This is a genomic window from Providencia sp. PROV141, assembly GCF_028481645.1.
Classification (GTDB): domain Bacteria; phylum Pseudomonadota; class Gammaproteobacteria; order Enterobacterales; family Enterobacteriaceae; genus Providencia; species Providencia rettgeri.
Map to the genome: position 1 here is coordinate 371,297 of NZ_JAMPPR010000014.1, position 24,627 is coordinate 395,923.

The window sequence follows — 24,627 nt, forward strand, 5'->3', positions numbered from 1 at the left end:
TGTTTATTCGCGAACGTTAACCCATTTCATCCATACCCGCTAACCACACGCCTATTAACGTATCCGCACCAGAAAAATGGCCGACCTGAAGCAGCAAGCGAACCGCCTGTGATAATTTCATCGGCTGCACTAACGCAGTTGCTAATGTTTGTAGTGGAGTAGAAAAGATGCCCTGGGAAGCAAAACGTAAATAGTTCACACTGACCAGAGTCGTTAATGACCCTAAAGAAGGAGTATCTTGAAAAAAGTTTGGTAAGCTGTCGCTGTCAATCTCTGGATTAAGAAAGGTGACCAATAGCATACCTATTAAGATATCATCAAAGCTTGGTGTTAACCCCGGCCCTCTTCCAATTATCGACTGCCAATCAATACGTTCACCTTGAAGGTATCGTTGATAGTTTGCTTTTAATTCTTTTAGCTCTCGACATAATGGGCCGGTTGTCGCTTCACTCAAACTGCCGTGTAAACCACTTTTCGCTTTCGATTGCCTTAAGATATCCCATAGCGCTGTAAACGTTCCATCAGGGAGTTTTTGTGGCACCAACTTGAGCGATAAGTGTTCTTTTGGCGCAATGAGTTGCCAGTTAGGGCTGACCAATCGATCGTTTTTATACTCAACAAACTCATTCTCATCATTAAAAATAGCTTGAAAATCAGTATCAGAGACCATCCAGCCCATTGGGCTTAATCCTCGACCATAGCGATGTAATGTCAATAATTCACCTGAAGGAGTGACAAAATTAAGTGCATGATTAAAGCGTCCAACGCAATTCAATATTCCTGTTTCTTTAGGTAAGTGAGCGCTAACGGACAGTGCTTGCATGATCATTTTTAAACTCCTTCAGAGTGAAAATTATCGATTTATTCGCTGATACCCATTTTTTCAGCTAGCGCAACAATCGCTTTTTCAAAGCAAGCCAGTGGTGCTCTTACCGTACCCGCACCAATCTGACCAATCCCTGCTTCTTTATGTGCGATCCCTGTATTGATGAGCGGTGTTATACCCGTTTCAACGACTCTACGCGCATCCAGCCCAATACACGCGCCTTGGAAATCCCAAGTCGGAATTTGCAGCATCATGTTGTGTTCTAAGTAAATTTCAGTCATTTCCTCAGACACATCTAATGCGGCGCTCATACCACCACTTGCACCAACAAAACGTGTAACACCCGGTGCTGCTACCATCGCTGCACCGCCGATACCGAACGCCTCAGTGATTGCGCTGTCACCAATATCTGGGTTGGCATCAGCTTGGCTGTAACCTGAGAAAAAGAGACCTTCCGGTGTGTTAACTGGCGCAGTAAACCACTGATCACCCATACCGCTGATTTTCACACCAAAGTTTTTACCATTACGCGTTAATACGGTCACAATGGTGCCATGCTGAATTTCAGCGCCAGCATCCATCGCCGATTTGCAGTAAGCCATTGCAAGATTGAGGAAAAATTGGTCTGTGATACTTAAAAATTGCATCACTTGCTGAAGTTCAGTTTTATCGATATCCAGCGCACTCATGATTGGTGCCAGTTGTCTTAATAACAATGCTGAAGTGGCAATGTTGCGTTGGTGGAATTCATCACCCATGGTAATGCCTTGTGCCATCACCGCCGTTAAATCAATGCCATTTTCTAACGTTTGTAAGGTTTTTTTCAGAACAGGACCTAATGAATCACGCATCCAGCGATGACGTACTTGCACATCTTCACCATATGCCCCAAAACGCATGACTTTACCGATTCCTTCATTCATGTTGCAGTATGCAACGTTGCCATGGGTCATATTCTTGACAACTAACATAGGCATGTTGGCGGAAGTAATTCCCCCCATTGGCCCCACTGCTTTTACACTGTGACAAGGAATAAATTCAATCTCGCCATTATTCAATAGGTTAAGTGCTTGATCTTCATTATCGGCCCATTTCTCGAATAAACACGCACCGATACAAGCACCACGCACTGGACCACTCATTTCTTCCCAAGTTACAGGTGGGCCCGCATGCAGTAATTTTTTGCCTTGTTGCAAAGTTGGGATGAGATCTTTTGCAGGTTCAACACTTTGCCAAAAAGGACGAGCGGCACGAATACGTTCAATTACTGCGGTATTTGCTTCTTCAATCGTTGAGTACATATCCAAACCCTTATTTCAATTTTTTCAGAATATTAGCTAATTTTTTATTCCCACCAGCGACTGGAGCCCACTGGTAGTGAACAACTGGAATATCATTGGCTTGTAAGTCATCCGCAAAGCTGCGTACGCCCGCGTTAATGACCGAAACGCTTTGCAGGATATCTTGTTCTTTTTGGGGGAATACAATCACAGGTGGAGAGATAATATTGCATGCCAGCGTCACCGCTTCAGGCAGTGAATTCATCACCGCAATACCGGCCTCTTCTAGATAAGCGATTTGTTCGGAGCGCACTTGAGGATCTTGCTCAGTCCCCGTCACGGTAGCGATAACCGCAATCGGTGAGCTACTTGGACGACTTTCTCTTAATGCTTTGATTTCTTTGGCTAGTGTTTGCGCGGAATCTATTTGAGCACCGTAACCAATAACCACATCCAGCAATAACACCCCAACATCATTTTTCTGAGCAAACGCAGCAATTTGCTGGTTGCGAGTAGAAGGGTCAATCATTGGGTGAGGCTTGCCTTGTGTATAAAAGTCATCACCTAAATCAATAATTCTGTGGCCATCTTGATTAAGCATCATTCCCTGATCGTGAGCTGCGTCTGTTTGCAGTCCTAATTTTTCTGCCAATAACATTGCGCACTCAGCCGCGAGTGTCCCCCCAGCATATAGGCCTGAAATTTTCTTGCCCTTTGCTTGCGGTTGAAATGCTGCTGCTTTTTCAACACGGCCAAGCATGGCCGCAACACGTGCAGTTTCATCCAATGTTTCAGTAAAGTATAAATTTCCATCCTGTTTGATTTCGGGTTTTGTCCCGAGGAATAATGCGACAACTGGTTTTCCTTGAGCCTTAAGCTTATCAATCACTTTGCTACGGATTTCTTTGGCTGGAGGCTTAGAAACAAAGGCGATAACATCACTCTGCGGATCAGATGCGAGTAATTCAATGGCGGTCATGGCACTGACTCCACCAATTTCCGCCGTTAAATCACGACCACCTAATCCAATCGCATTGGTGATACCTTGTCCCGCAAGCGTAATTTGAGATATCAGCTCTTGAATACCAGTTCCCGATGCCCCAATAATGCCGATGTTTCCTTGTGGTGCTACGTTAGAAAACGCTAATGGTGCCCCGGCTAAGTAAGCCGTACCGCAGTCTGGTCCCATCACTATCAGACCACGTTCGCTTGCTTTCAGTTTTAATCTACGCTCATCCGCTTGCGACACATTATCGGAGAACATCATGACGTTACAGCCATCATCTAATGCTTGGTCAGCCAGCTCTGCGGCAAACTCCCCTGCAATAGAAACTAATACAACATTGGCATTTGGAAGCTTATTCTTGGCCATTCGCCAACTACGAACACGCTGGAGTTTTTTCCCCGTTTGCTGCTGTCCTTGAGCCAATGCTTTGAGTGATTCATCCAGCGCTTGTGCAATTTCATCAACAATAACGGTATCTGCAGATTCAGTTTTAATCGCAACACAGATATCATTCGGTGTTGCTTCATCAAAGGATGAATGCCAAAATCCGGTCGCATCAAGTAACGACTTATTTGCTGGTGTTCCCATCATGACGGAGATTTCTGAAACATTTGGAGATTCACTTAGTTTTCGAGATATCAGCATTAAGCTCACTGAATCTTGGAAGCTCCCTTTTTTTATGAAAGCATGGATCATAGTGACATCCTTTAAACAACTTTTATTAATTGAAGTTTTATTTACTCAATATATGAGATGAAAAAGTAAATAGGCATTTATTGAAAAATAAAATTACAAATAAACCTTACAAATAAGTTGAGAATGCTCACACTTTATATATTGTTAGAAATTCCTTTAAAATACACTGGACATTAAAAGAAAAAACACCAAATTTAAAACTATTAGATTCGTTCTAATAATTAAGGGGCTATTTGCATAATTTTTTATAAAATCAAATAAAAATAATCTAGATCACATTTATAGATAATTTAGTTGTTACATTGGTATCAGCAAAGAGTTTTATTAAACTTCGAAAACACTAAAGGGTTATTTATGTATGAAAGTTTCTAAAGAAAAACTCCATCAGCTCATCGCTAATAAAATCCATGCAGCAGGATTATCTAAAGATCATGCTGATATCGTTTCTGATGTTCTTGTCCATGCCGATGCAAAGGGTATTCACTCCCACGGTGCAGTGCGTGTCGAATATTATGCAGAGCGCATTTCGAAAGGTGGCACAAATAACTCACCTAATTTTACTTTTGATAAAACAGGTCCTTGTAGTGCTGTCTTTGACGGTGATAACGGCGCAGGCCACGTTGCTGCAAAACTGAGTATGGACGAAGCCATTAAAATGGCAGAAGAAAATGGGATTGCAGTGGTAGGAGTGCGCCGTATAGGTCACAGCGGCTCATTATCTTATTTTGTTCAACAGGCTTCTAGTGCTGGCATGATAGGTATTTCAGTTTGTCAGTCAGACCCGATGGTGGTTCCTTATGGTGGTGCTGAAACCTACTATGGTACTAACCCTATCGCATTCTCAGCGCCGGGTGAAACAGATAATATCACTTTTGATATGGCGACTACCGTACAAGCCTGGGGCAAAGTGTTAGATGCTCGTTCAAAAAATGCAAAAATTCCAGATACTTGGGCTGTAGATAAAGACGGTAACCCAACAACAGATCCATTTGCAGTAACGGCATTAGTCCCAATTGCAGGGCCTAAAGGTTATGGCTTGATGATGATGGTCGATATTCTCTCCGGTGTATTACTTGGACTGCCTTTTGGTAAACACGTCAGTTCCATGTACCACGATTTAACGCAAGGAAGAGAGCTGGGCCAATTACATATTGTTATCAACCCTGCTTATTTTACTGATCCTGTGATGTTCCGCAAACACATCACTCAAGTCATGAATGAACTCAATGCCGTTAAGCCTGCTCCAGGCTTCGATAAGGTTCAATTCCCAGGACAAAATAGCTTAGCAAGAGAAAAACAAAGTGAAGTAAATGGTATCGATATTGTCGATGAAATTTATGATTATTTGGTTTCTGATGATATTTACCAAAAATCCTATGACAATAAATCACCATTTGCCAGCTAAATAAATACGGAAATACGATGATTAATCGGATCTCCTGCCAATATTTATTGCATCGTTCTACCCCTAATCACTCGATAAATAAGAGATTAGGGGTTCCTTGCCAAATATAACAAAGATACAGTAGAACCATTAATTATTTTCTTTTGCCTATGAAAACAAATATCGCGCTTTAGTGACAACACAAACTGTTTTGTTGCTACAGCACACAGTATAAAAATCACTAGGTGGTATGAATATGAAGGACTTTACAAAAGAAGTTAAAGAAACTTCAAATTGGCTGTCTCAACACGGCGCGGTAGAAAATAATGGCATGACGCGCCTGCTTTATACTCAAGAATGGGTTAGTGCACAAAAAGCGTTAAAAAATGCATTCGAAAGTTCAGGTCTATATGCCTATTACGATGATATTGGCAATCTGTTTGGTCAACTCAAGGGCCGTAAATATCCAGATCAAGTGATTTTATCAGGATCACATATCGATACCGTTATTAATGGTGGAAATCTAGACGGGCAATTCGGAATTGAAGCCGCCTTTATAGCTTTAGATTATCTGCAAAAAACATATGGCCAGCCACTCAGAACATTAGAGGTTGTTTCCTTAGCGGAAGAAGAAGGTAGCCGCTTCCCTTACGTGTACTGGGGTAGCAAAAATATTGTCGGTATCGCCAAAAAGGAAGACGTTAAACATATTTCAGATGCTGAAGGGGTCAATTTTGTCGACGCAATGTCGCAAGCTGGTTTTAAATTTCGCCCCGCCAACCAAAAACCTCGCAGTGATATTAAAACCTTTGTTGAATTACATATTGAACAAGGTAACGTTCTTGAACGTGAACATATTACAATTGGCGTTGTGAATAGCATTGTTGGTCAACGTCGTTACAATATAACCTTAAAAGGTGAAGCCAATCACGCAGGCACAACGCCAATGGGGTATCGTAAAGATACTATCTGTGCCTTCAGCCGTATTTGCTATGAATCCACTGAAAAAGCCAAACAGTATGGTGACCCATTAGTACTCACGTTTGGTCGAGTAGTTCCCCACCCAAATACGGTGAATGTGGTCCCAGGCCAAACTGATTTTACGATTGATTGTCGCCATACCGATAAAGCAACGCTAGTTGAATTCACCGCTATGATAGAGAACGATATTCAACGAATTTGCGCTGAAATGGGTATTGAGGTAAAAATCGACCTCTGGATGGACGAAGCACCAATTCCAATGGATGAGCAGCTAGTTACTTTCGTAAAAAAAATTTGTGATGAAAATCAATATAGCTATAAAGTCATGCACAGTGGTGCTGGCCATGACTCACAAATATTTGCCCCTATTGTTCCAACCGTCATGATGTTCGTTCCCAGCATTAAAGGGATCAGCCATAATCCTGCGGAAGCCACTACATTAAGCGATCTCGCTGAAGGAGTGAAATTACTGACGGAAGTTTTATATAAATTGGCCTATCTGGAATAGATGTTCTGCAACATATAGCCAAAACAACAAATAATGAAATTACTTAGGAGAGGTTAAAATGGGTTATTTAGATAATCAAATTGGCTACCCAAATGATATTTTGGCGTCACGTGCAATTATCAAAAAAGATAATTATGCCATCATTCCACCTAACGGGGTTGTTTGTAATATCATTCCCGGTTTTACTGACTGTAATATGACAATTTTATCCACCCCAAAATTAGGAGCTAGCTTTGTTGACTACGTCGGAACCTTATTCAATGAAGGTGGTAACTTAGCGGGTTTTGGTGGCGGTAAAATTGAATGTATTATTTATGTCATTGAAGGCGAACTAATTGCTTATTCTGATAAAGATGAACATAAATTAACCCAAGGTGGTTACCTGTATTGCCCAGCGGGTGTCACCATGCGCTTTAAAAATAATAACAAGGGTAACCCTTCACAAATATTTTTATACAAACGCGTTTATGAACCAACAGAGGGCCATAAAGCACACGTGGTTTGTGGTAACGTCAATGAGCTTCCTAAAATTGATTATGAAGGAATGCACAACGTTCATTTACAAGACTTATTACCTAAAGACCTTGGTTTTGATATGAATATCCATATTCTAACCTTCCAACCAGGTGCTAGCCACGGTTATATCGAAACCCATTATCAAGAACATGGTGCGTTAATATTATCGGGTAAAGGTATGTATAACCTCGATAATGATTGGGTTCCTGTCAAGAAAGGCGATTATATTTTTATGGCATCATATGCACTGCAAGCAGGTTATGCTGTTGGCGACGAAGAATTTAGCTATATTTATTCTAAAGATTGTAACCGTGATATTGAACTATAATTTCAAATAACTATTTTGCAATTCATTATCTATATTCTAAATTATTTGAATTGTAAGAAAACAGAATAGTCTCACTCGCAATCAAAGGCATTAATAAATAATGCCTTTGATTTCTTTAAAATTAAAATCAACTTTACCATTATATAAAGGAATAGATATGAAATTAATTAAATGCGCTTTAATTTCTTTGCCTTTGTTACTTTCTGCACACTATGTAACTGCCAGTCAAGTTTATAATATTGATGAAGTAAATAAAATGAGTGTTAATGATTACGAAAAAACATTCTCGAATATTTTTGAAGATACAACGTGGCCTATTGTCGAGAGTGCCTCTAAACGCCCTTTTACTGGGTTTGTTAATATGTATATTGATCTTGTTAATGTGGTTGAAAAATCGGGAGCAGAGAAACAATTAGAGCTCATTAAATCTCATCCTCAATTAGCGTGCAAAAATTTGCGCAATAATAACATCGCAGCCTTATCACAAGGGGAACAATCAGGTGCTGGGCTCAATGAATGCACAGAGGAAGAGGCCAAAGAACTAGCTAAATTAAATAAAGAATATAATGAAAAATTTGGTTTCCCTTTTTTATTGGCCGTTAAAAAAGCCTCTAAACAACAAATTTTCTCTTCTCTTAAAACCAGAATCAATAATACCAGAGATCTAGAATTTAAAATTGCCTTACAGCAAGAATACAAGATTGTCCTATTTCGTTTATTAGATACCGTTCAATAATCACATTTATGTTATTTCAACTAAGGACAGTTCAAATGAATATGAATAGCAGCCGTAGAAATTTTATACTCGGAGCATCGGCTTTAGCGACTATAGCGGTTACCCAAAAAACTATCGCATCTACCGACTCAACGGCCAATAATTTAATGAAAAAAATACGTTTATTAGTCCTTAATCCAAATACTTCTGAGAAATTTACTCAGCTCATCGTCTCTGAAACACGTAAAGCTGCAGGAGATAATGTCGAGGTTGTTGGGCTAACATCCAGTTTTGGGCCTGACTATATCGGCAGCGAGGTTGCTATCGGTATCGCAATGCATTCACTCATTGATATGATGGCTAAACAACTTAAAAAAGACGCACAATTTGATGCCGCGATTATTGCTGGTTTCGGCTGCGGCGAAGCCTCTATTTTACAAGAGATGGTGCCTTTTCCAGTCATCGGCTTACTCGAAGCATCTCTGTCCACTGCCCTGCTATTTGGACGTAAATTTTCAATTCTCTCGGGAGGCGAAAAATGGAAGCCTATTTTGGAAAAACAAGTTGAAAATTTTGGCCTAGCAAACCGGTTAGCTTCCGTGAGAACTGTTTCAATGACAGGTGCAGAAATCGTTAACAATCCAGATAAAGCTTATGAAATGATAGTGAAACTCAGCGATACCTGTGCACAAAAAGATGGGGCATCCTGTGTCATTTTGGGGGGAGCTGCACTCGCAGGTTTCCCCGCAATCCTTCATGAGCGAGTAAGTGTTCCACTGATTGATAATCTCGCAGTAACCATTTCAACGGCACTCACTCTAGCAAAGTACGTTCCCCAGCCAAATCGTAACCAGCAAACGCCATCACCTAAAATGGGCAGCCAAAATTTATCACCAGAACTTTCTGATTTTCTTTTAAAAAAACAACAGATTAGTTAAAATTACACCAATGAATTTATCGAAGGTACTATTAATATCTATATGAATACGTCTCAATTAATGAAGATGGATATTAAAACTTATGTTAACCGAAAAATATTATGGCCCGCATTAGGCATGTGGGCCTTTTTTAGTTTAATTTCTAATAGACTAATTATAATTTACCTTCAGTAAAATCCACATTTCACATTAATTATCAATAAGTTAAAGTTTCTGGTTAATTTAAATTATGGCCAATAATATTCAATACCGTAAGAACCAAGGATGTTATTCTAGGTTTTAAACAACATTATTCATATCCTGAACAACATCCATTATGTTTTATACAAGAGCCAATAATGAATAAACCTTGAAGGTTATTAGAAAATTAATAGTATTACAGCCACTATGAATATTTCCAATATGAAAAATTATACCTTATTTAAAGCTAACCGAAAAAAATATAGTTTTTTACGTGAATTTAAGTAATCATAGACTCAAGAAATAAACTAATTCATTTTTAGGTACCTTATTAGGCACTTTTGAAAAGTTGAATTGAACATTAGCACTATAAAATCATTTAGTTAAGCGACGAATTCAGACTCCGCCAGCCCACCAAATTTGGTGGGTCAGTGATAGGACAACAGGTTTAAAGAGTTATTCCGTACTGTACCGAGTGTATTTTCTGAAGAAAAACACGATTCTTGCAGTGAACGTTATACTTACATTCCAACCATCACCTTGTTAGACAGCCTGCAAAAAGAAGGCTTTTATCCGTTCTTTGCTTGCCAAACTCGGAGGCGTGATGTCAGCCGCCGAGAGCACACCAAACATATGTTACGACTTCGGCGACATGACCAAATTACAGGCATACAAGTCACTGAAATTATCCTACTTAACAGCCATAATGGCTCAAGCAGCTATCAGATGTTGCCGGGATTTTTTAAGGCAGTATGCTCTAACAGTTTGATGTGCGGCGATGTATTGTTATGTAGCTCTAGGTAAAATCGAAAGTGGCATGAACCGATTTGCTAATACTCGAGGCTTACAAGACGAGCAAATAAAAGCACACCTTAAATCTCAAGAAGTTGTATTTGCTGTCAGATACTTATTTTAGTATTTTTATAGTGTTATCTCATGGTAATGTCTAAAAAATACCTAACTCTTGTTAGCTATTTTTAATTGTGGTGGACACGCTCAATTTTTGCCATTATTGCTCGGCTACTGCTTTATATGACGTGGGTATCTTTCACGAATAGCTGTCTATGAAAACAACAAGCCGTGTTTTATTTTTAAGAAATTTAGATTAGGTGTGCTATTGGCTTTTTCTAGGTGCGTAATGTTCATTGAAGTACCTACAGCGCCGAACTCATAATAAAATAAAAAGTGTCTAAAAATACAGGAAAAAATATAATAATAGCTATACCTCAAGATATCATTTTGATATTTTTTGAAAAGAGAAATGATGTAGACCTTTACGCGTTAAGATAAGGCCAAACATAACTTTATGATGCATAACCTGAAATAAACTATGAAAACATCTTTACTATCAAATAAAACCACGTTAATCGTAATAATAGGATGGCTATTACTTTATTACGTAACAGGTGAAATCTCCGAAATACTTACACCAGAGAATTCAGATATTTCTGTTGTTTGGTTTCCTGCGGGGGTCGCAACAACCGCTTTTTTATGTATGCACAAACGCCAATGGCTACCATTACTGGTTGGCTTCATTGTATTAAACTTGATTCTGAATGGCTTTGATAGTGAGCAAATCACCCTTTCACTTATATATGCCGCTCTAGCAGTACTTTCTTGTATTGCTATTGCTTGGATTGTCCGTAGGTATGCTCAGCGAGGAGATGATCTGCAACTAATATTGTTATGGCTATCGGCAACAATAATTGTCAGTTTTGCAGATGCAGTTCTATTTTCTATCAGTTTGTATTGGCTTGATAATACATCACTTAATGATATTTTTTGGGATGGTTTTATTGCTGATATTACTGGCAATATCTTTGCGACAACAGTGATTATGGGGCTAATTAATACCCATTTCAAAAAGGTGGTGCCTTCTTTCAAAATTAATATAGTTTGGGGAAGTATTGTTTTTATTCTTCTTATTATTAGCACTATATTAATATTCAATGATACTGCGATACAGGTATACCATTCCTATTTTCATCATCATCGTAATACTGCTAAATTATCGCTACTCTGTATCCCTATTTTGCTTGCTGTTACCCTGTCTATGCTGTGGGGAAACAGAGGAGGATCAATAGCACTATTAATACTTGCCACTATTACAATCTATTACACGCGTAATCAGCATGGACCTTTTTATCTTCATGGCCTATTTCGCCATGAGTCACTGTGGTTAATACAGGGATATTTGACCGTAATATCATTATTAATGGTTTTTTTACGAGTTGTCGCTCGAAGTACTCATAGAATTGATGACACACAAGGAGCTTATAAACCGCAGCACCTAGTATATCAACTTAATCTAGATAATGGTGGTATAGAATGGGGAAGCACAGATTGTTCATATCCGAAGGCTGATTTAATACCCCTTTCCGATTTAAGGCAAATTATGGAATCTATTCACCCTGACGACCGAGAAAAACTCGCTCGACATTGGGAACAAGAGCAAGCTCAGACCACTCTTCCAATAATAACCTTTTGTCTGAAAGATAAAGAAGGTCGTTGGTGGAATATAGAAGATCGTGGAAGTGTTATTTTTAGTCATAACAAGCCAGTAATGATTGTTGGGAATTGGTTTATTTTGGGTGAAGTATCCTAAAATTGATGTAATAACAAAGGATAAGTGATGCTACAAATTGCATTATTACTTTTCGGTGCCGAATTTATCAGAGGAAAAGCACATTACCTCTGGGGGATTGGGCTCCTTTGGTGTTTTATTGGTATATTTATTTTCATTGATGGTGTTGATGGTATTCTTTTTTTTCCAATACATTTGTTTGGTATTCTACTGTTACTTGAAAGTCTGATCACTTTAAGTGTCGCTTCAAGCGGAATTGGAACACAAAAAACGATACTTTTCTTTAAAGGTGGTCTATTTTTGTTCTGTGCATTGGTTATCTTAATTAATCAAACATATAGCAATGTATTATTGTCAGCGATGTTCGGTTTTGTTTTTTTTATTACCGGATTATTTGTTGTTGCATCAGCTTGGATCGTACGTTTTCCTGGATGGCAATTAATCCTATTATGGGGCGTCATTGAAATGCTGTTTGCCTTTTTTTTGTTTACCCATCACCAAGCAACAATTTCTTTTTTCATTGGCTTTTTGATGATAGGAAGTGGATTTGGATGCCTGAAGTTAGCATTTCGAGCCCGTCATATCCAACGAGGAACATCTATATTTGAACTGATGCGTCCTTTACCTGTGTCGTTTAAGAAAAAAGGAGCAATGCGACCAATAACAGAGAGCCTACAATCTTCCCCTTTAAATAGAGAAACTGAACAAGATACTATTTTGACTGTTCATATCTGGACCCCCGAAGGCTCCGCGAACCAACGCCCTGTACCACGGCCAATTATTAATCGTTATATTGCGGCTGTTGATTCTGAGGGAGTAATCTCTACGGGGCATGCATCTCTAGAACTCTATCCGCACCTCTATATCAGCTTATACCCTGAAGAAGATATTGATCGCTCTCCTTCAGAATTTTTCAGGCTACTAAAAGCAACCGCTGATAATAACGTTCCAGGGCGTTTCTTGCCTAATTATCAAGCTGAAGCATCAGAATGGTGTGAATCTGACAGACAGATTGTTTTCAATGTTTATAATTATGCTTCTTTATTGAGTTTTTGGGAAAAATATCGCCAGTATCCTATTTATAACCTAACATACCAAAACTGTTCCAGCAGTGTTGCATATGGTTTAGAAGCTGCATTAGATGGTGTTTTGTCTATGCAAAAGAGAAGTGATTTTATCGGAATATTAAATGTACTTTGTATGCCAGAATTATGGATTGCGGCTCAAATTCGTCGGCGTGCACTGATGATGGCATGGACCCCTGGATTAATTATGGATTATGCACGTGCTTTGCGGGCTATTGTACACCCAGTTCCAGTCCCTTGGTATAAACGCTTACTTAGGCGTAGAGTTTCATAGCCATTAGGTATTTTTATCTCAAACATCGTTTAAAATTGTCATTTTGGAATGTTTGCTAAATAAGTTAAAGAGGTTTTTATGCTGAAAGTGTACGCAATCTTAATGGTGTCTATCATAGCTGAAACAACCGCGACAACCATGATGAAGGCGTCTGATGGGTTTACTAAGTTGGTACCCAGTATTATTGTCGTTATTGGTTATGCCATTTCTTTTTATGGATTATCCCAAGTTGTAAAAAGTATGAATATTGGTATCGCCTATGCGATATGGGCTGGAGCGGGAATATTTCTTGTTTCAGCATTATCATTTTTTGTTTATAAACAAAAACTTGATTTTCCAGCATTAATTGGTCTAGCATGCATTGCACTGGGAATTGTTATTATCCAGTTGTTCTCTAAATCAATTACTCATTGAGTGTCGAAATTATTCAACGAGAATAGATTAAATAACGACATTAAGTTGCACACGTAACAAGATACATACCGACATTGAAACACTTTTTGTTACACCATGCTGGTGGTGTAACATCACTAGGAGAGAATGCCTCTCCTTTTAACTGATGCTATCACGTAGTATAGCTTTCCGGTTCACTCCCCCCGATGCTTTTGCCTATCCGTATTACAAAGAAAAAAATCATTATTACAGCCTCTGATATTACACAGAGGCTGTAGCTGTAATTAACGAGATTATACCAACTCATTAGCCTCAGACCATTTATTGCAGAGATTATGATGAGCAACGATATTGCGTAAAATCAATCCATTGGCCGCTGTTATCATGGCTACGTTTTGCGGCATCAATAAATGCCATTCCCTGTAGGCCAGTTTCAATACCTGGTAATAACGGTGATGCGCCGCTACCCTCGCGTAAACGAGTTGCCGCCTCACGATAAACCTGAGCAAAACCTTCTAAATATCCCTCAGGATGCCCGGCCGGAACCCTTGACATCGCACGGTTTTCCGCCCATTGAGACATTGATCCCCGAGTCACACAAAACATGGGTGAATCAAATGGTTTTAACCATAACTGGTTAGGATTTTCTTGGGAAAATGAAAGACTCCCTTGACTGCCATATATGCGCAGTCTCAACCCGTTTTCTTCACCACAGGCCACTTGGCTCGCCCATAGACGCCCTTTTGCTCCGTTGTGATAACGCATTTGCACACGCACATCATCATCTAGCACTCTTCCAGGGATCATTGATGTGAGTTCAGCACAAATGGCCTCTGGTAGCATCCCTGTGACAAATGAAGCTAACTGCCACGCATGAGTACCGATATCACCGATACAGCCCGCTCCCGCTTTTTGTGGATCGGTACGCCAGCTCGCCTGCTTGTTTTCAGTTTCCTCTAATCGTGTTGCTAGCCACTGCTGCAAATACTCCACTTCAATATAACGAATTTCGCCTAGTTCACCTGCCAATATCCGGCTGCGCGCTTCGCGAATTAGCGGATAAGCACTGTAATTATGCGTGAGAATCAGTTGCCTACCCGTTTCTCGCACAACATCGGCAAGCTGCAAAGCTTCTGAGTATGATGTACACAATGGTTTATCACAGATCACGTCGATACCTGAACGCAAAAATTCAACGGCAATAGGGGCATGCAGGTGATTAGGCGTAACAATCGCAACCACATCAATACCATCATCACGTGCCGTCTCGCTTTGCGCCATTTGCTGATAGCTGGCGTAACTACGTTCAGGAGCAAGATGTAACCGTTGCCCTGTACGTTGACAATTTTGCTCGTTTGAAGAAAACGCGCCCGCGACTAACTCAAACTCATCATCCATACGAGCTGCTAATCGATGCACAGCACCAATAAATGCACCTTCGCCGCCTCCAACCATTCCCAACTTTAGTCTCATCGCCTTATCCTTTATTTATCACTCACGATCCCAAGTAATGCTTTGATTTGTTGAAGATTAGTATCTACCGCTGCAAAATCATCAAAGGCATGATCAACCACTGGAATAATATGATTGGTGATAAAATCAGCTCCCTCTTTCGCCCCGGCATCTGGAGATTTAAGGCAACACTCCCATTCCATTGTGGCAACACCGGAAAAACCGTACTGGGTTAATTTGCTGAAAATAGAGACAAAATCAATCTGGCCATCCCCTAACGAACGAAAACGCCCTGCGCGCTCAACCCATGATTGATAGCCGCCATAGACACCGCTTCGGCCATTTGGTGAATATTCCGCATCTTTGACATGAAATGCGCGAATGCGTTGGTGATAGCAATCAATAAACGCAAGATAATCCATCTGCTGGAGCAATAAATGGCTTGGATCGTAGAGAATATGGCAACGTGGGTGGTTATCGACAAGGCCGAGAAAACGCTCAAATGTCACACCGTCGTGTAAGTCCTCCCCTGGATGTAACTCGTAACATACATCGACGCCACACTCGTCAAACACATTCAGAATAGGCAACCAACGCAACGCAAGTTCAGCAAATGCTTCATCAAATAGCTGTGCATTGTGGGGTGGCCAAGGGTAAAAATAAGGCCACGCCAGCGCGCCTGAGAAAGTCACGTGCGTAGTTAGCTTTAGGCGCTGCGAGGTTTTTGCCGCTTTGATGAGTTGCTCTGCCGCCCATTGCTGGCGCTTTTGAGGATTGCCTCTGACGCTCACAGGGGCAAAACCATCAAAAACCGTGTCATACGCTGGATGTACCGCAATTAATTGGCCTTGTATATGAGTCGATAACTCACTGATCTGAATACCATATTGCTGTAACATGGCAACCAGCTCATCGCAATAAGTTTGGCTTGTGGCTGCCAAATCTAAATCAAAGATATGTGGGTCGATCGTTGGCACTTGGATATGGGTAAAACCTAGGCTTGATGCCCATTCAGCGAGGCCTTCTAATGAGTTAAAAGGGGCTTTTTCGCCAATAAATTGTGCCAGAAAGATACCGGGGCCTTGGATTGTTTTCATGACTCACTCCCTAAAATCACGGTGCGCTGTGTACGCACAGCTTCATCCGCAGCAAGAACAATTCGCAAGCTATTGAGTGCGTCTTGTAGATGCTGTTCTAATGAAAATTGTTCCGTAATCGCTTGAATAAAATAATGTTGTTCACTTAGGCACAGCGCCAAATGGTCTGGCTCGTCTTGGCAGTCAACCCAACGGTCGGGATGCTTAAAGGCATTGTTTTTATCAAGCTCCGCATAGTGAATACGTAAAGAGTCAGTGCGTGTGTGCCCATCAACATTGTCACTATTTCCTTCTCCATGCCGAGCCATTATCGAAACCGCACCGCGAGGGCCTATGACATCTTTGATAAAATACGCCGTTTCGCTGATCATTGGCCCCCAACCCGCCTCATACCAACCCACTGAGCCATCATCAAAACGAACCTGTAATTGACCATAGTTATACATATTATCTGGTAATTCATCGGTCAATCTTGCGCCAATAGCGCTGACACTCACTGGTTGAGCTTGAGTCATTTGGCACATCACATCTAAATAATGAACGCCGCAGTCAACTATCGGTGATAGTGATTGCATCAGGTTACGGTGTACATTCCACATCTGCCCATGGCTTTGTTGATTCAAATTCATTCTCATCACTAATGGCTTACCCAGCTCATGAGCTAGATGAATGAATTGTTGCCACGATGGGTGATGACGCAAAATATAACCGACCACCACTTGTCGATGGGCTTGTTTAGCCGCAGCAATGACACGCTTGGCCCCTTCAACCGTAGTGGCTAACGGCTTTTCAATAAACACATGACAGCCAGCCTTGAGTGCTAGCAATGCATAAGCTTCATGCGTATCAGGGTATGTCGTTAAGCAAACCGCATCTGGTTGCGTTGCTTTTAATGCCTGTTCGTAATTATCAAACGTGGCATATTCACCACCTAAATGTTCATTGAGAGTGTTTTTTGAATGGCCACGAGCCACCAGCCCGCAGATATCAACCCCTTCCATTCGGTGGTAAGCCTCTGCATGAGAGGCTCCCATATTGCCGCAACCAACGACTAAGACGCGTAAATTAGCCATCTTATTTCCCCTCCACCGGCTTTTCTTTATAATTGAACGTGAAGAAGAACAATGCGGCTATCAGTAACGCACCTATCGCTGGGTACCACCAGAAACTTTGCCATTGTGGCAGAGCCGCTGCACCTTCCGTTGTAACAATGCTATTAAACAGCATGCCACTGATTTGTGAACCAATTAACATCCCCACGCCATAGGTGAACAAAACCAGCAAGCTCTGCGCCTGCCCTTTTACTTTCTCACCAGCAACTTTGTCTGTATAGATAAAACCAATAACGAAGAAGAAGTCATAACACATACCATGTAAGAAAATGCCGATATAAATCATCCAGCGCAGTTCTTCAGCGATCCCTAAGGCAAACATGACATAACGTAAGCACCAAGACAGCATCCCAATGAGTAACATCACTTTAATGCCAAGACGCGCAAAGAAGAAAGGTATCAATAACATAAAGAACAGTTCTGACATCTGCCCTAAAGACATCACGCCACCAACGTTAGTAAACCCTGTCGCTGCAACAAATGGCGCCGCATAGGCATAATAAGCCGCCAATGGGATGGAGATCAGCATTGCGCAAATGATGAAAACTAAAAAATGACGTTGCTTGAGCATGGCAAACGCATCCGCACATAACAAGTCGCGCATTGCTACGGGCTTACCTCGTTCTGGTGCTGGCGTGTGTGGTAATGTAAAGCTGTAAATCGCCAGTACCAACGAAGCCGCTGCCGCCAAGGTGAAAATTTCTGTACTATCTGATAACCCTGTTGAACCGACAATCAACCCCGCGACAATCCAACCGAATGTACCGAATGCACGCACAACTGGGAACGCTTTCTCACTGTTCGGTAAACTATAAAAGGCAACGTTGTTACTAAGAGCAATAGTTGGCATATAGCAAAGCATATAACCAAAGATTATCCATAACAGACCACTATGATCCCCCGTAAAGTAACTTGGGATCATCCATAATAAAGCGGCACCGATGAGATGCAGTACACCAAGCACTTTTTGTGATGCAAAGAAACGGTCAACCACCATCCCTAGTACAAAAGGAGATAAAATAGAGGCGATAGGCCCTGTCGAATAGGCATCACCAATAATTGCTGATAAACCATATTTCCCCATGACAACCCCTAGCGTGACATACCATGCCCCCCACACAAAAAATTGAAGGAACATCATTAACGCCAATCGCGGTACTACCCATACATGGGCAGTATTTTTACCGCCTTGAGCGAGACTATTTGTACCCATAAGACCCCCAATAATTTCTATTTTTTATTAGCCACTTTCAGGTAAAAAGGACGGCATAACCACGCCGCTTGGTTTCTGCGCATAACCTTTGGCTTGCGCAAGATGTAATTCACAAATTCGACCGCCCCATCGCAATAGTGCTTGGCACAGTGCATTTCGCTCTACGGGAACTAAAACGACTGGCATCGCACCACGATGATGTTTGTCTAACATCCAACCGAGTAAATCCAGCGCTACCTCATCACGATAGCTGCAGCCGGGCCCTAACATCCTCGATGCGGGATGTGCGATAGAGGCAAGATAACCTTCAATGCGCTGGTTATGCTCCCAGACTGCAATTCGCCATAACCCGCTGGTGTCATTCAAAAAATATTCAATATCCCGCTGACGACTAATACCCAATAAATCCGCTTCCAATTGTAAAATAGCTGGTAAGTCTTCGGTTCGAGCATCTCGTACAATTCCTTCGGTCAAACGAGGGAGATTTACGCCTTGCTCGGGTACTGAAATCACCATGTCTTGGTATATTGCGTAAGGTGTAAAACCGCCACGGCGATAAAGAGAATAAGAGTCTAAATTCAGGGCACTTGAAATTAAGCGAATGGGTAAATTTCCTGCTAATTCATCCGCTTTGGACAATAATTTCTTTGCAATACCCTGTCCGAATGCATCGGGATGGACATTCATAATCCCAAGGCCCAAATGGGTTTCACGTGGGTGAAAAAAACACGAGCCAAGAATATTAAGTTGTGGATCACGGGCTACCCAGTGGTAGTCAGGATCAAGTTGTTGGTATACATCAACAAATAAGTGGCACTCTTCAGGCGCAGACTGAAATATTGCGCCTAAGCCATGTTGCTGATACCAGACATTCGTTGAGTGATAAATCAAATGCGCGACTTCATTCCGATCAGTGTATTTCGCAAGCTGTAGTTGTATATCCATTCATTACCTCTCATGTTTTATTGTTTATAAAATGAGGCTTTTTGCTAAATGGCAGCTAGATCCCAAAATGAAATCGATTACATTTTTACTGAAATCGATTTCATTTATAAAATATAGCCAAATTGTTTCTTTCAGCAACTAGCTGAATGGTTCAATAATGACCTAAAAGGTAAATTTGCAATCTGCATCACAAGTTGCTTGTATCAATCGTACTTTTCATCACGATGTTGCATACTGTGCATGGCAATAGACAAAAGGAAAAGTGAACAATGTCGATAGAAAAAGTGGCGAAAATCGCAGGAGTCTCTGCCGCAACGGTTTCACGGGTATTGAATGATCAACATATTGTCAAACCCGCAACTCGCGATAAAGTTCTCGCCGCCATCGCTCAGTGTAATTATCAGCCTAATTTATTAGCGCGCCAACTACGTACCTCGCGTAGTCGTATGCTATTGGTGTTGGTATCTAATATCACTAACCCCTTTTGTTCACTCGTTGTACGAGGTATTGAAGAAGAAGCGGAACGCCACGGCTATCATATTTTGTTATGTAATTCTGAATCCAATCCAACACGTGAATCCGCTTATCTGAGTTTACTCAGAGGTAAGGTTGTTGATGGCGTCATCACTATGGATGCCGTGAGTTGTTTGCCAGGGCTTACGGATATGATTGGCGATTTTCCGTGGGTGCAGTGTGGTGAGGGGGATCCAGAATTTCGTGCTTCTTCGGTTACTATTGATAATTCACAAGCCGCTAGCGCTGGCGTTTATCATTTAGCAGCGAAAAATCGCCAACGCATTGCATTAATTAACAGTGATATGCGTTACCTCTATTCGCAACAACGGGAACAAGGATATCGAAAAGCACTCACTGAACTTGGCTTTGAGTATTGTAAAATCGAGTATGTAGAAGAATTAGATTACACCGCAGGGGCGAAGGCCATGGAAAAGTTACTGCAAAATGCGCCCAAACCCGATGCTGTATTCGCGATTTCTGATGTCACCGCAGGCGGTGCAATGAGTGTTTTACATCAGCAGGGGTTGCATATTCCCAATGATATTGCCGTGTTAGGGTTTGATGGCGTGCCCTTCGGTGAAGTAACCACGCCGCCATTAAGTACTATTGTACAGCCGATGCATCAATTTGGCATCCGTAGCGTTCAACTGCTACTCAATAAAATTAAGCACCCGCAACTCGATGACAGCCATGAAATCCTCGAATGGCAATTAATTGAGCGTGGCTCAACTTAACTCACCTTTTTACTGCCATTCTGGGGCTGTGGTATTGAAATAATACGGATAAGATAAATACTACTATTTTCTTTTCGTATTTATCTTTTTTTATGGCTATCGCGATGTGACCTGACTTATCAATATTAGTTAGGTCTTTTGAGTAGCGATTTGGTTAGCCATATTTACACCATAAATTATGACTTGATTTTATTCATCGCCATCAGCAATAAAAAATACCCGCCACCTAAAATGGCGACAAATATTCCAGCAGCTATCTGTGTTGGATAAATAATAATTTGTCCTAACCAATCTGCCCAAACCATTAATATACTGCCGATCAACCCACTAATAATAAGTTGTTGTTTCGCCTTTTTAGCGCCAACTAAAAAAGCCATATGGGGTGCAACTAAACCAAGAAATGCAATAGGGCCAACAGTAGAAGTGACAAAAGCACACAATAATGCAACTAAGATTAATAGCAATATAGTCGCTAATTGTGAATTTAGTCCTCTTCCCTGTGCAAATGACCGACTAATTGATAATAAAACTAGCCAACGATTTAACGTGATCGCTAATATAGCTAACACAACAATACTGATTGAAAAAATAATGGCCTGTTGCCCTTCCACACGATAAGTTGACCCTGAAAGCCATAATAATATCCGATAGCTACTCAATGTACCTTGAGCTAAAAAGAACTGAACAAAAGCTTCTAACGTTGCCGTTAGGCAGATCCCTGTCAAAATTAAGCTTGCTGGTGCGTATTGGTGTCGCTTACCTAGGTACAACAATAGCCCTAATACAATCAGGCTCCCGATTAAAGCAATACCCCAAAATGAGGTTTGAATAGCAGTGCCTAATAGTAAACTAAATAGAACAAGTGCCGCTGTAGCACCTGAAGAAACCCCTAAAATATCTGGGCTGGCCAACGGGTTATAAATAATTCTTTGTAATAAAACGCCTGCAATACTCAATGCTAAGCCAGAGAATATAGCCGCTAATAAACGAGGCCATTTAATATCCCATTGAAAACTTGATGGCAGTTGCCAATAATATTGTTCACCATTCGTTTGTAAGCAAAGTGAAAATACAACTCCACTTGCTAACAATAAAATAAGAATACATACCGTGGTTTTGGAAAGTATTATTTTTGTTGGTAATAGACCTATCGATAATTGATCTTGGGCTGTCATTGCTCGGCGGCTAAACCAGATCAATAAAGGAGCACCAATAGCAGCAGTCATTACCCCCGTAGGAACCACAATATTAAGGTAGTTTGTTAGTGCGATAGCCCAGCTGTCTGCAAGAAGCAATAAAATAGCGCCTACAACTGCACTGTTTAATAACTCTTGCCTTGCACTCATATTACCCATTCGCCGTACTATATTTGGGGCTAATAAACCAATAAAACTAATAACCCCTACAGTTGAAATAGTCGCCGCCACTAACCAAGATGCTAAAACAATAAAAAACAAGAAAGTAGGTAAAACGGATAAGCCACGAGCTTTAGCCCCCTCATGACCTAATTTCAATAATGTCAAAATACGAGGTGCAAAACAGATAATAATAATGATAGGGAACAATAAAGGTAATAAACCAACCACTTTTTGCCAGCCATCTTGCGCTAGATTTCCAGCTCCCCACATAAAAATGTTTTGTGCAAATTGAGAATTTAATGTAATTAATGCAGTCGCTATTGCACCAAACAAAATATTGATGACCATTCCCGAAACAACCAACGGAATGCCTGTCATATTGCGAATACCTGCAATTAATATTACCAACCCAAATGCAAGTAATGCTCCCACCATCGCAGCTAGCGTTTGATATAACCCAATCTCATTACTAAACCAAATATTGACTACCACTAATGCTAACCAAGCACCGGATGATGAACCTAATGTCAGTGGTGAAGTAAGATTATTTTGTGTTAATTGCTGCATCAAACTGCCCAATAAACCAAAAGTCGCGCCCACTAATAATGCCATAGCAAGGCGTGGTAATTGGCCATATAAATAAAAATAATCAGCAAATGTATCGGCTGAAGCAGGATGAATAATTAAAAATAATTGCTGACTGAGTATAACCCCAGGTTCGAGCTGAAGATTAATCAGCGCAAACACCATTAATACAAAAAATAGTATTGAGTACTGTTTAGTTGTCATTATGAGGAGCAACCTGTAATAAGCTTTCTGTTAATGCTTCCGCCATTAATTGCAAGGAAAATACACCACCATAATTCCAAACGGGACGAACACTATTTATCCGCCCTTGTTTAACAAAGGGCATCGACTGCCATAAAATAGAATCATTTAGTTTTTTTTCTTCTACAAATGGTTTGATATATAACACGTACCCATCATTAATAAACTGTAATGAATTTATTCGTCTCTGTTCTATTCCCCAAGCACGTGCGGGAACTAAAATAGCGGGCTTTAATGCAAGCTGTTCAAGAACATAATTTAGCGTTGAGTTCTCAGTATAAAGAAAAATAGTGCTTAAACTTGAAAACCGGATAACAGCAACATTTGGTTTCGTGGAAAAAGCTCGTTCAAGCTGTGATCTTAATTCAGCAAAACGTTTATCCATTTTCACTAAATATTCATCGGCAAAAGAGGTTTTGTTAAATAAGTGAGCCAACGTTTTAAAATGCGCAATGGCTACAAGCCCTGAGTCATCTTGGCGTGCAAAATTTGATAAATAAACGACTGGCGCTATTTTTTCCAATAAAGGCAGTAAATCTTCTTGCGCGCTACTTGCAATAATAACATCAGGTTTCAATGCGGCAATTTGCTCTAGATTAGGCTCAGCTCGGGTTCCTACCTCTTTGACTGAAGAAGGAACAACAGGGTCAACAACCCATTGCTGGTAACTTTCTAATTCCGTGGCCCCAATAGGGGTGACTTCAAGGGTTAATAGCTGCTCGAGTAAATCCCAATCTAAAACCACAACACGCTGAGGCGGTGAATTGAACTCGACAATACCACGACTGTCCGTAACAGAATAAGCCCGTGTATAAAATGAGCATAATAATGTACTTGTTAATAAAATAAGGCCAAGCAAATTGATTTTTAAGCGCATACGATAGCAACCCTATGATGTTCTGACTCTGGAAAATTAGGGTGTGGTATTAACTTAATCGGGGTATCGTAAAGTGACGATAGCCTTGCTTCATCATGAAGAAGAACACTTTTTCCCTCAAATTCTATTTTCCCTTTTTTTAATGCCACTATGTGTGTTGCGTAGCGTAGAGAAAGGTTGAGGTCATGAAGGATCACAATCACACCAATCCCATGAACTTTATTAAGCTCACTCAATAAATTCATTAACTGGTATTGATGGTGAATATCTAATGCAGAAGTCGGTTCATCCAGTATTAAAACCGGTGATTGTTGGGCAAGTAACATGGCAACCCATGCGCGCTGGCGCTCTCCACCAGACAAATTGTCTGCTAAGCTCGAAGAAAACCCCTCAACTCCCGCTTTTTCCATTGCTTGCTGGATAATAATTTCATCGTCAGCTTGCCAGCGACCAAGTGCACCTCGCCACGGAAAGCGGCCTAAGCGCACAAGTTCTTTCACAGACAGCCCCGCTGAGGCTGGCAGTTTTTGTGGTAAATACGCGATTTTCTGCGCTAATTCTTTCGTTTTATATCGAGAAAGACTCGTGCCATTTAAATCGATTTGTCCGCTATCCGGTGCCATCTGCCCTGAAAGGAGATTAACCAGTGTAGATTTTCCTGAACCATTATGACCAAGAACTACTGTGAGTTCTGTTGTCGGTATATTTAGCGAATCTATAGATAAAATAGAACGATGATCACGAACGATATTAATATTTGCTAATCGAAACATAGAAAGGACTCAAGGCATGCCAAGGTTA

Annotated in this window: 20 protein-coding genes and 1 pseudogene; 10 read left to right on the forward strand and 11 right to left on the reverse strand. The window is 40.8% G+C overall.

Annotated features, from left to right (window positions below; translation table 11 throughout):
* Positions 1-16: 16 nt before the first annotated feature.
* Genes PSF09_RS10360 through fdrA form a run of 3 tightly spaced genes read right to left on the reverse strand, consistent with a single transcriptional unit; the run spans position 17 to position 3,808 of the window.
* Positions 17-829 (reverse strand): DUF2877 domain-containing protein, encoded by an 813-nt coding sequence (locus PSF09_RS10360; RefSeq protein ID WP_104872850.1) that lies wholly within the window; start codon positions 827-829, stop codon positions 17-19.
* A 32-nt stretch (positions 830-861) separates the two neighbouring features.
* On the reverse strand, positions 862-2,127 hold the full coding sequence (locus tag PSF09_RS10365) for a DUF1116 domain-containing protein (RefSeq protein WP_094962122.1): 1,266 nt from the start codon (positions 2,125-2,127) through the stop codon (positions 862-864).
* Positions 2,128-2,137: 10 nt separating this feature from the next.
* Positions 2,138-3,808, reverse strand: coding sequence for an acyl-CoA synthetase FdrA (gene fdrA, locus PSF09_RS10370; RefSeq protein ID WP_036958432.1), 1,671 nt, complete (start codon positions 3,806-3,808; stop codon positions 2,138-2,140).
* 358 nt (positions 3,809-4,166) lie between these two features.
* Between fdrA and allD the strand changes: the two genes are divergently transcribed.
* The 9 genes and pseudogenes from allD to PSF09_RS10415 all read left to right on the forward strand — a co-directional run bounded on the left by allD (position 4,167) and on the right by PSF09_RS10415 (position 13,715).
* Positions 4,167-5,213: an ureidoglycolate dehydrogenase gene (gene allD, locus PSF09_RS10375; RefSeq protein ID WP_004261559.1), complete on the forward strand. Its 1,047-nt coding sequence runs from the start codon at positions 4,167-4,169 to the stop codon at positions 5,211-5,213.
* Between the two features lie 235 nt (positions 5,214-5,448).
* The gene (allC, locus tag PSF09_RS10380) at positions 5,449-6,681 is read left to right on the forward strand and encodes an allantoate deiminase (protein ID WP_112307246.1); all 1,233 of its coding nucleotides are present in this window, start codon (positions 5,449-5,451) and stop codon (positions 6,679-6,681) included.
* A 58-nt stretch (positions 6,682-6,739) separates the two neighbouring features.
* Positions 6,740-7,525 (forward strand): (S)-ureidoglycine aminohydrolase, encoded by a 786-nt coding sequence (gene allE / locus PSF09_RS10385; protein ID WP_004261565.1) that lies wholly within the window; start codon positions 6,740-6,742, stop codon positions 7,523-7,525.
* 157 nt (positions 7,526-7,682) lie between these two features.
* Entirely contained in the window at positions 7,683-8,261 is a 579-nt protein-coding gene (uraD, locus tag PSF09_RS10390; protein WP_228367522.1) for a 2-oxo-4-hydroxy-4-carboxy-5-ureidoimidazoline decarboxylase, read from the forward strand.
* Positions 8,262-8,296: 35 nt separating this feature from the next.
* Positions 8,297-9,178 (forward strand): aspartate/glutamate racemase family protein, encoded by an 882-nt coding sequence (locus tag PSF09_RS10395; RefSeq protein WP_272683860.1) that lies wholly within the window; start codon positions 8,297-8,299, stop codon positions 9,176-9,178.
* Positions 9,179-9,808: 630 nt separating this feature from the next.
* Positions 9,809-10,138 (forward strand): annotated as a pseudogene (locus tag PSF09_RS10400) (DUF932 domain-containing protein); the annotation flags it as partial.
* A 550-nt stretch (positions 10,139-10,688) separates the two neighbouring features.
* Entirely contained in the window at positions 10,689-11,963 is a 1,275-nt protein-coding gene (locus tag PSF09_RS10405; RefSeq protein ID WP_272665978.1) for an MASE1 domain-containing protein, read from the forward strand.
* Positions 11,964-11,990: 27 nt separating this feature from the next.
* Positions 11,991-13,301 carry an HdeD family acid-resistance protein gene (locus PSF09_RS10410; protein WP_272665979.1) on the forward strand — a complete coding sequence of 437 codons (1,311 nt, stop codon included), beginning with the start codon at positions 11,991-11,993 and terminating at the stop codon, positions 13,299-13,301.
* Positions 13,302-13,382: 81 nt separating this feature from the next.
* Positions 13,383-13,715, forward strand: coding sequence for a DMT family transporter (locus PSF09_RS10415; protein WP_371021498.1), 333 nt, complete (start codon positions 13,383-13,385; stop codon positions 13,713-13,715).
* 312 nt (positions 13,716-14,027) lie between these two features.
* Here PSF09_RS10415 and PSF09_RS10420 read toward each other — a convergent pair whose 3' ends face one another.
* Genes PSF09_RS10420 through PSF09_RS10440 form a run of 5 tightly spaced genes read right to left on the reverse strand, consistent with a single transcriptional unit; the run spans position 14,028 to position 19,513 of the window.
* A complete protein-coding gene (locus PSF09_RS10420) occupies positions 14,028-15,167 on the reverse strand; it encodes a Gfo/Idh/MocA family protein (protein WP_272683861.1) in 1,140 nt (379 codons plus the stop codon).
* An 11-nt stretch (positions 15,168-15,178) separates the two neighbouring features.
* A complete protein-coding gene (locus tag PSF09_RS10425) occupies positions 15,179-16,243 on the reverse strand; it encodes a sugar phosphate isomerase/epimerase family protein (RefSeq protein ID WP_272665981.1) in 1,065 nt (354 codons plus the stop codon).
* Complete coding sequence (locus PSF09_RS10430; protein WP_272683862.1) at positions 16,240-17,316, reverse strand: Gfo/Idh/MocA family protein; 1,077 nt, start codon at positions 17,314-17,316, stop codon at positions 16,240-16,242. Before PSF09_RS10430 ends, PSF09_RS10425 begins: the two co-directional genes overlap by 4 nt.
* A 1-nt stretch (position 17,317) precedes the next feature.
* A complete protein-coding gene (locus PSF09_RS10435) occupies positions 17,318-18,568 on the reverse strand; it encodes an MFS transporter (protein WP_272665983.1) in 1,251 nt (416 codons plus the stop codon).
* A 27-nt stretch (positions 18,569-18,595) separates the two neighbouring features.
* The gene (locus tag PSF09_RS10440; RefSeq protein WP_272665984.1) at positions 18,596-19,513 is read right to left on the reverse strand and encodes a GNAT family N-acetyltransferase; all 918 of its coding nucleotides are present in this window, start codon (positions 19,511-19,513) and stop codon (positions 18,596-18,598) included.
* A 269-nt stretch (positions 19,514-19,782) separates the two neighbouring features.
* Between PSF09_RS10440 and PSF09_RS10445 the strand changes: the two genes are divergently transcribed.
* On the forward strand, positions 19,783-20,763 hold the full coding sequence (locus PSF09_RS10445; RefSeq protein ID WP_272665985.1) for a LacI family DNA-binding transcriptional regulator: 981 nt from the start codon (positions 19,783-19,785) through the stop codon (positions 20,761-20,763).
* 176 nt (positions 20,764-20,939) lie between these two features.
* Here PSF09_RS10445 and fhuB read toward each other — a convergent pair whose 3' ends face one another.
* The 3 genes from fhuB to PSF09_RS10460 are packed head-to-tail and all read right to left on the reverse strand — an operon-like array spanning position 20,940 to position 24,599.
* The gene (gene fhuB / locus PSF09_RS10450) at positions 20,940-22,910 is read right to left on the reverse strand and encodes a Fe(3+)-hydroxamate ABC transporter permease FhuB (RefSeq protein ID WP_272683863.1); all 1,971 of its coding nucleotides are present in this window, start codon (positions 22,908-22,910) and stop codon (positions 20,940-20,942) included.
* Positions 22,900-23,826: an ABC transporter substrate-binding protein gene (locus PSF09_RS10455; RefSeq protein ID WP_272683864.1), complete on the reverse strand. Its 927-nt coding sequence runs from the start codon at positions 23,824-23,826 to the stop codon at positions 22,900-22,902. Before PSF09_RS10455 ends, fhuB begins: the two co-directional genes overlap by 11 nt.
* The gene (locus tag PSF09_RS10460) at positions 23,817-24,599 is read right to left on the reverse strand and encodes an ABC transporter ATP-binding protein (RefSeq protein WP_004912924.1); all 783 of its coding nucleotides are present in this window, start codon (positions 24,597-24,599) and stop codon (positions 23,817-23,819) included. Before PSF09_RS10460 ends, PSF09_RS10455 begins: the two co-directional genes overlap by 10 nt.
* Positions 24,600-24,627: the final 28 nt, after the last annotated feature.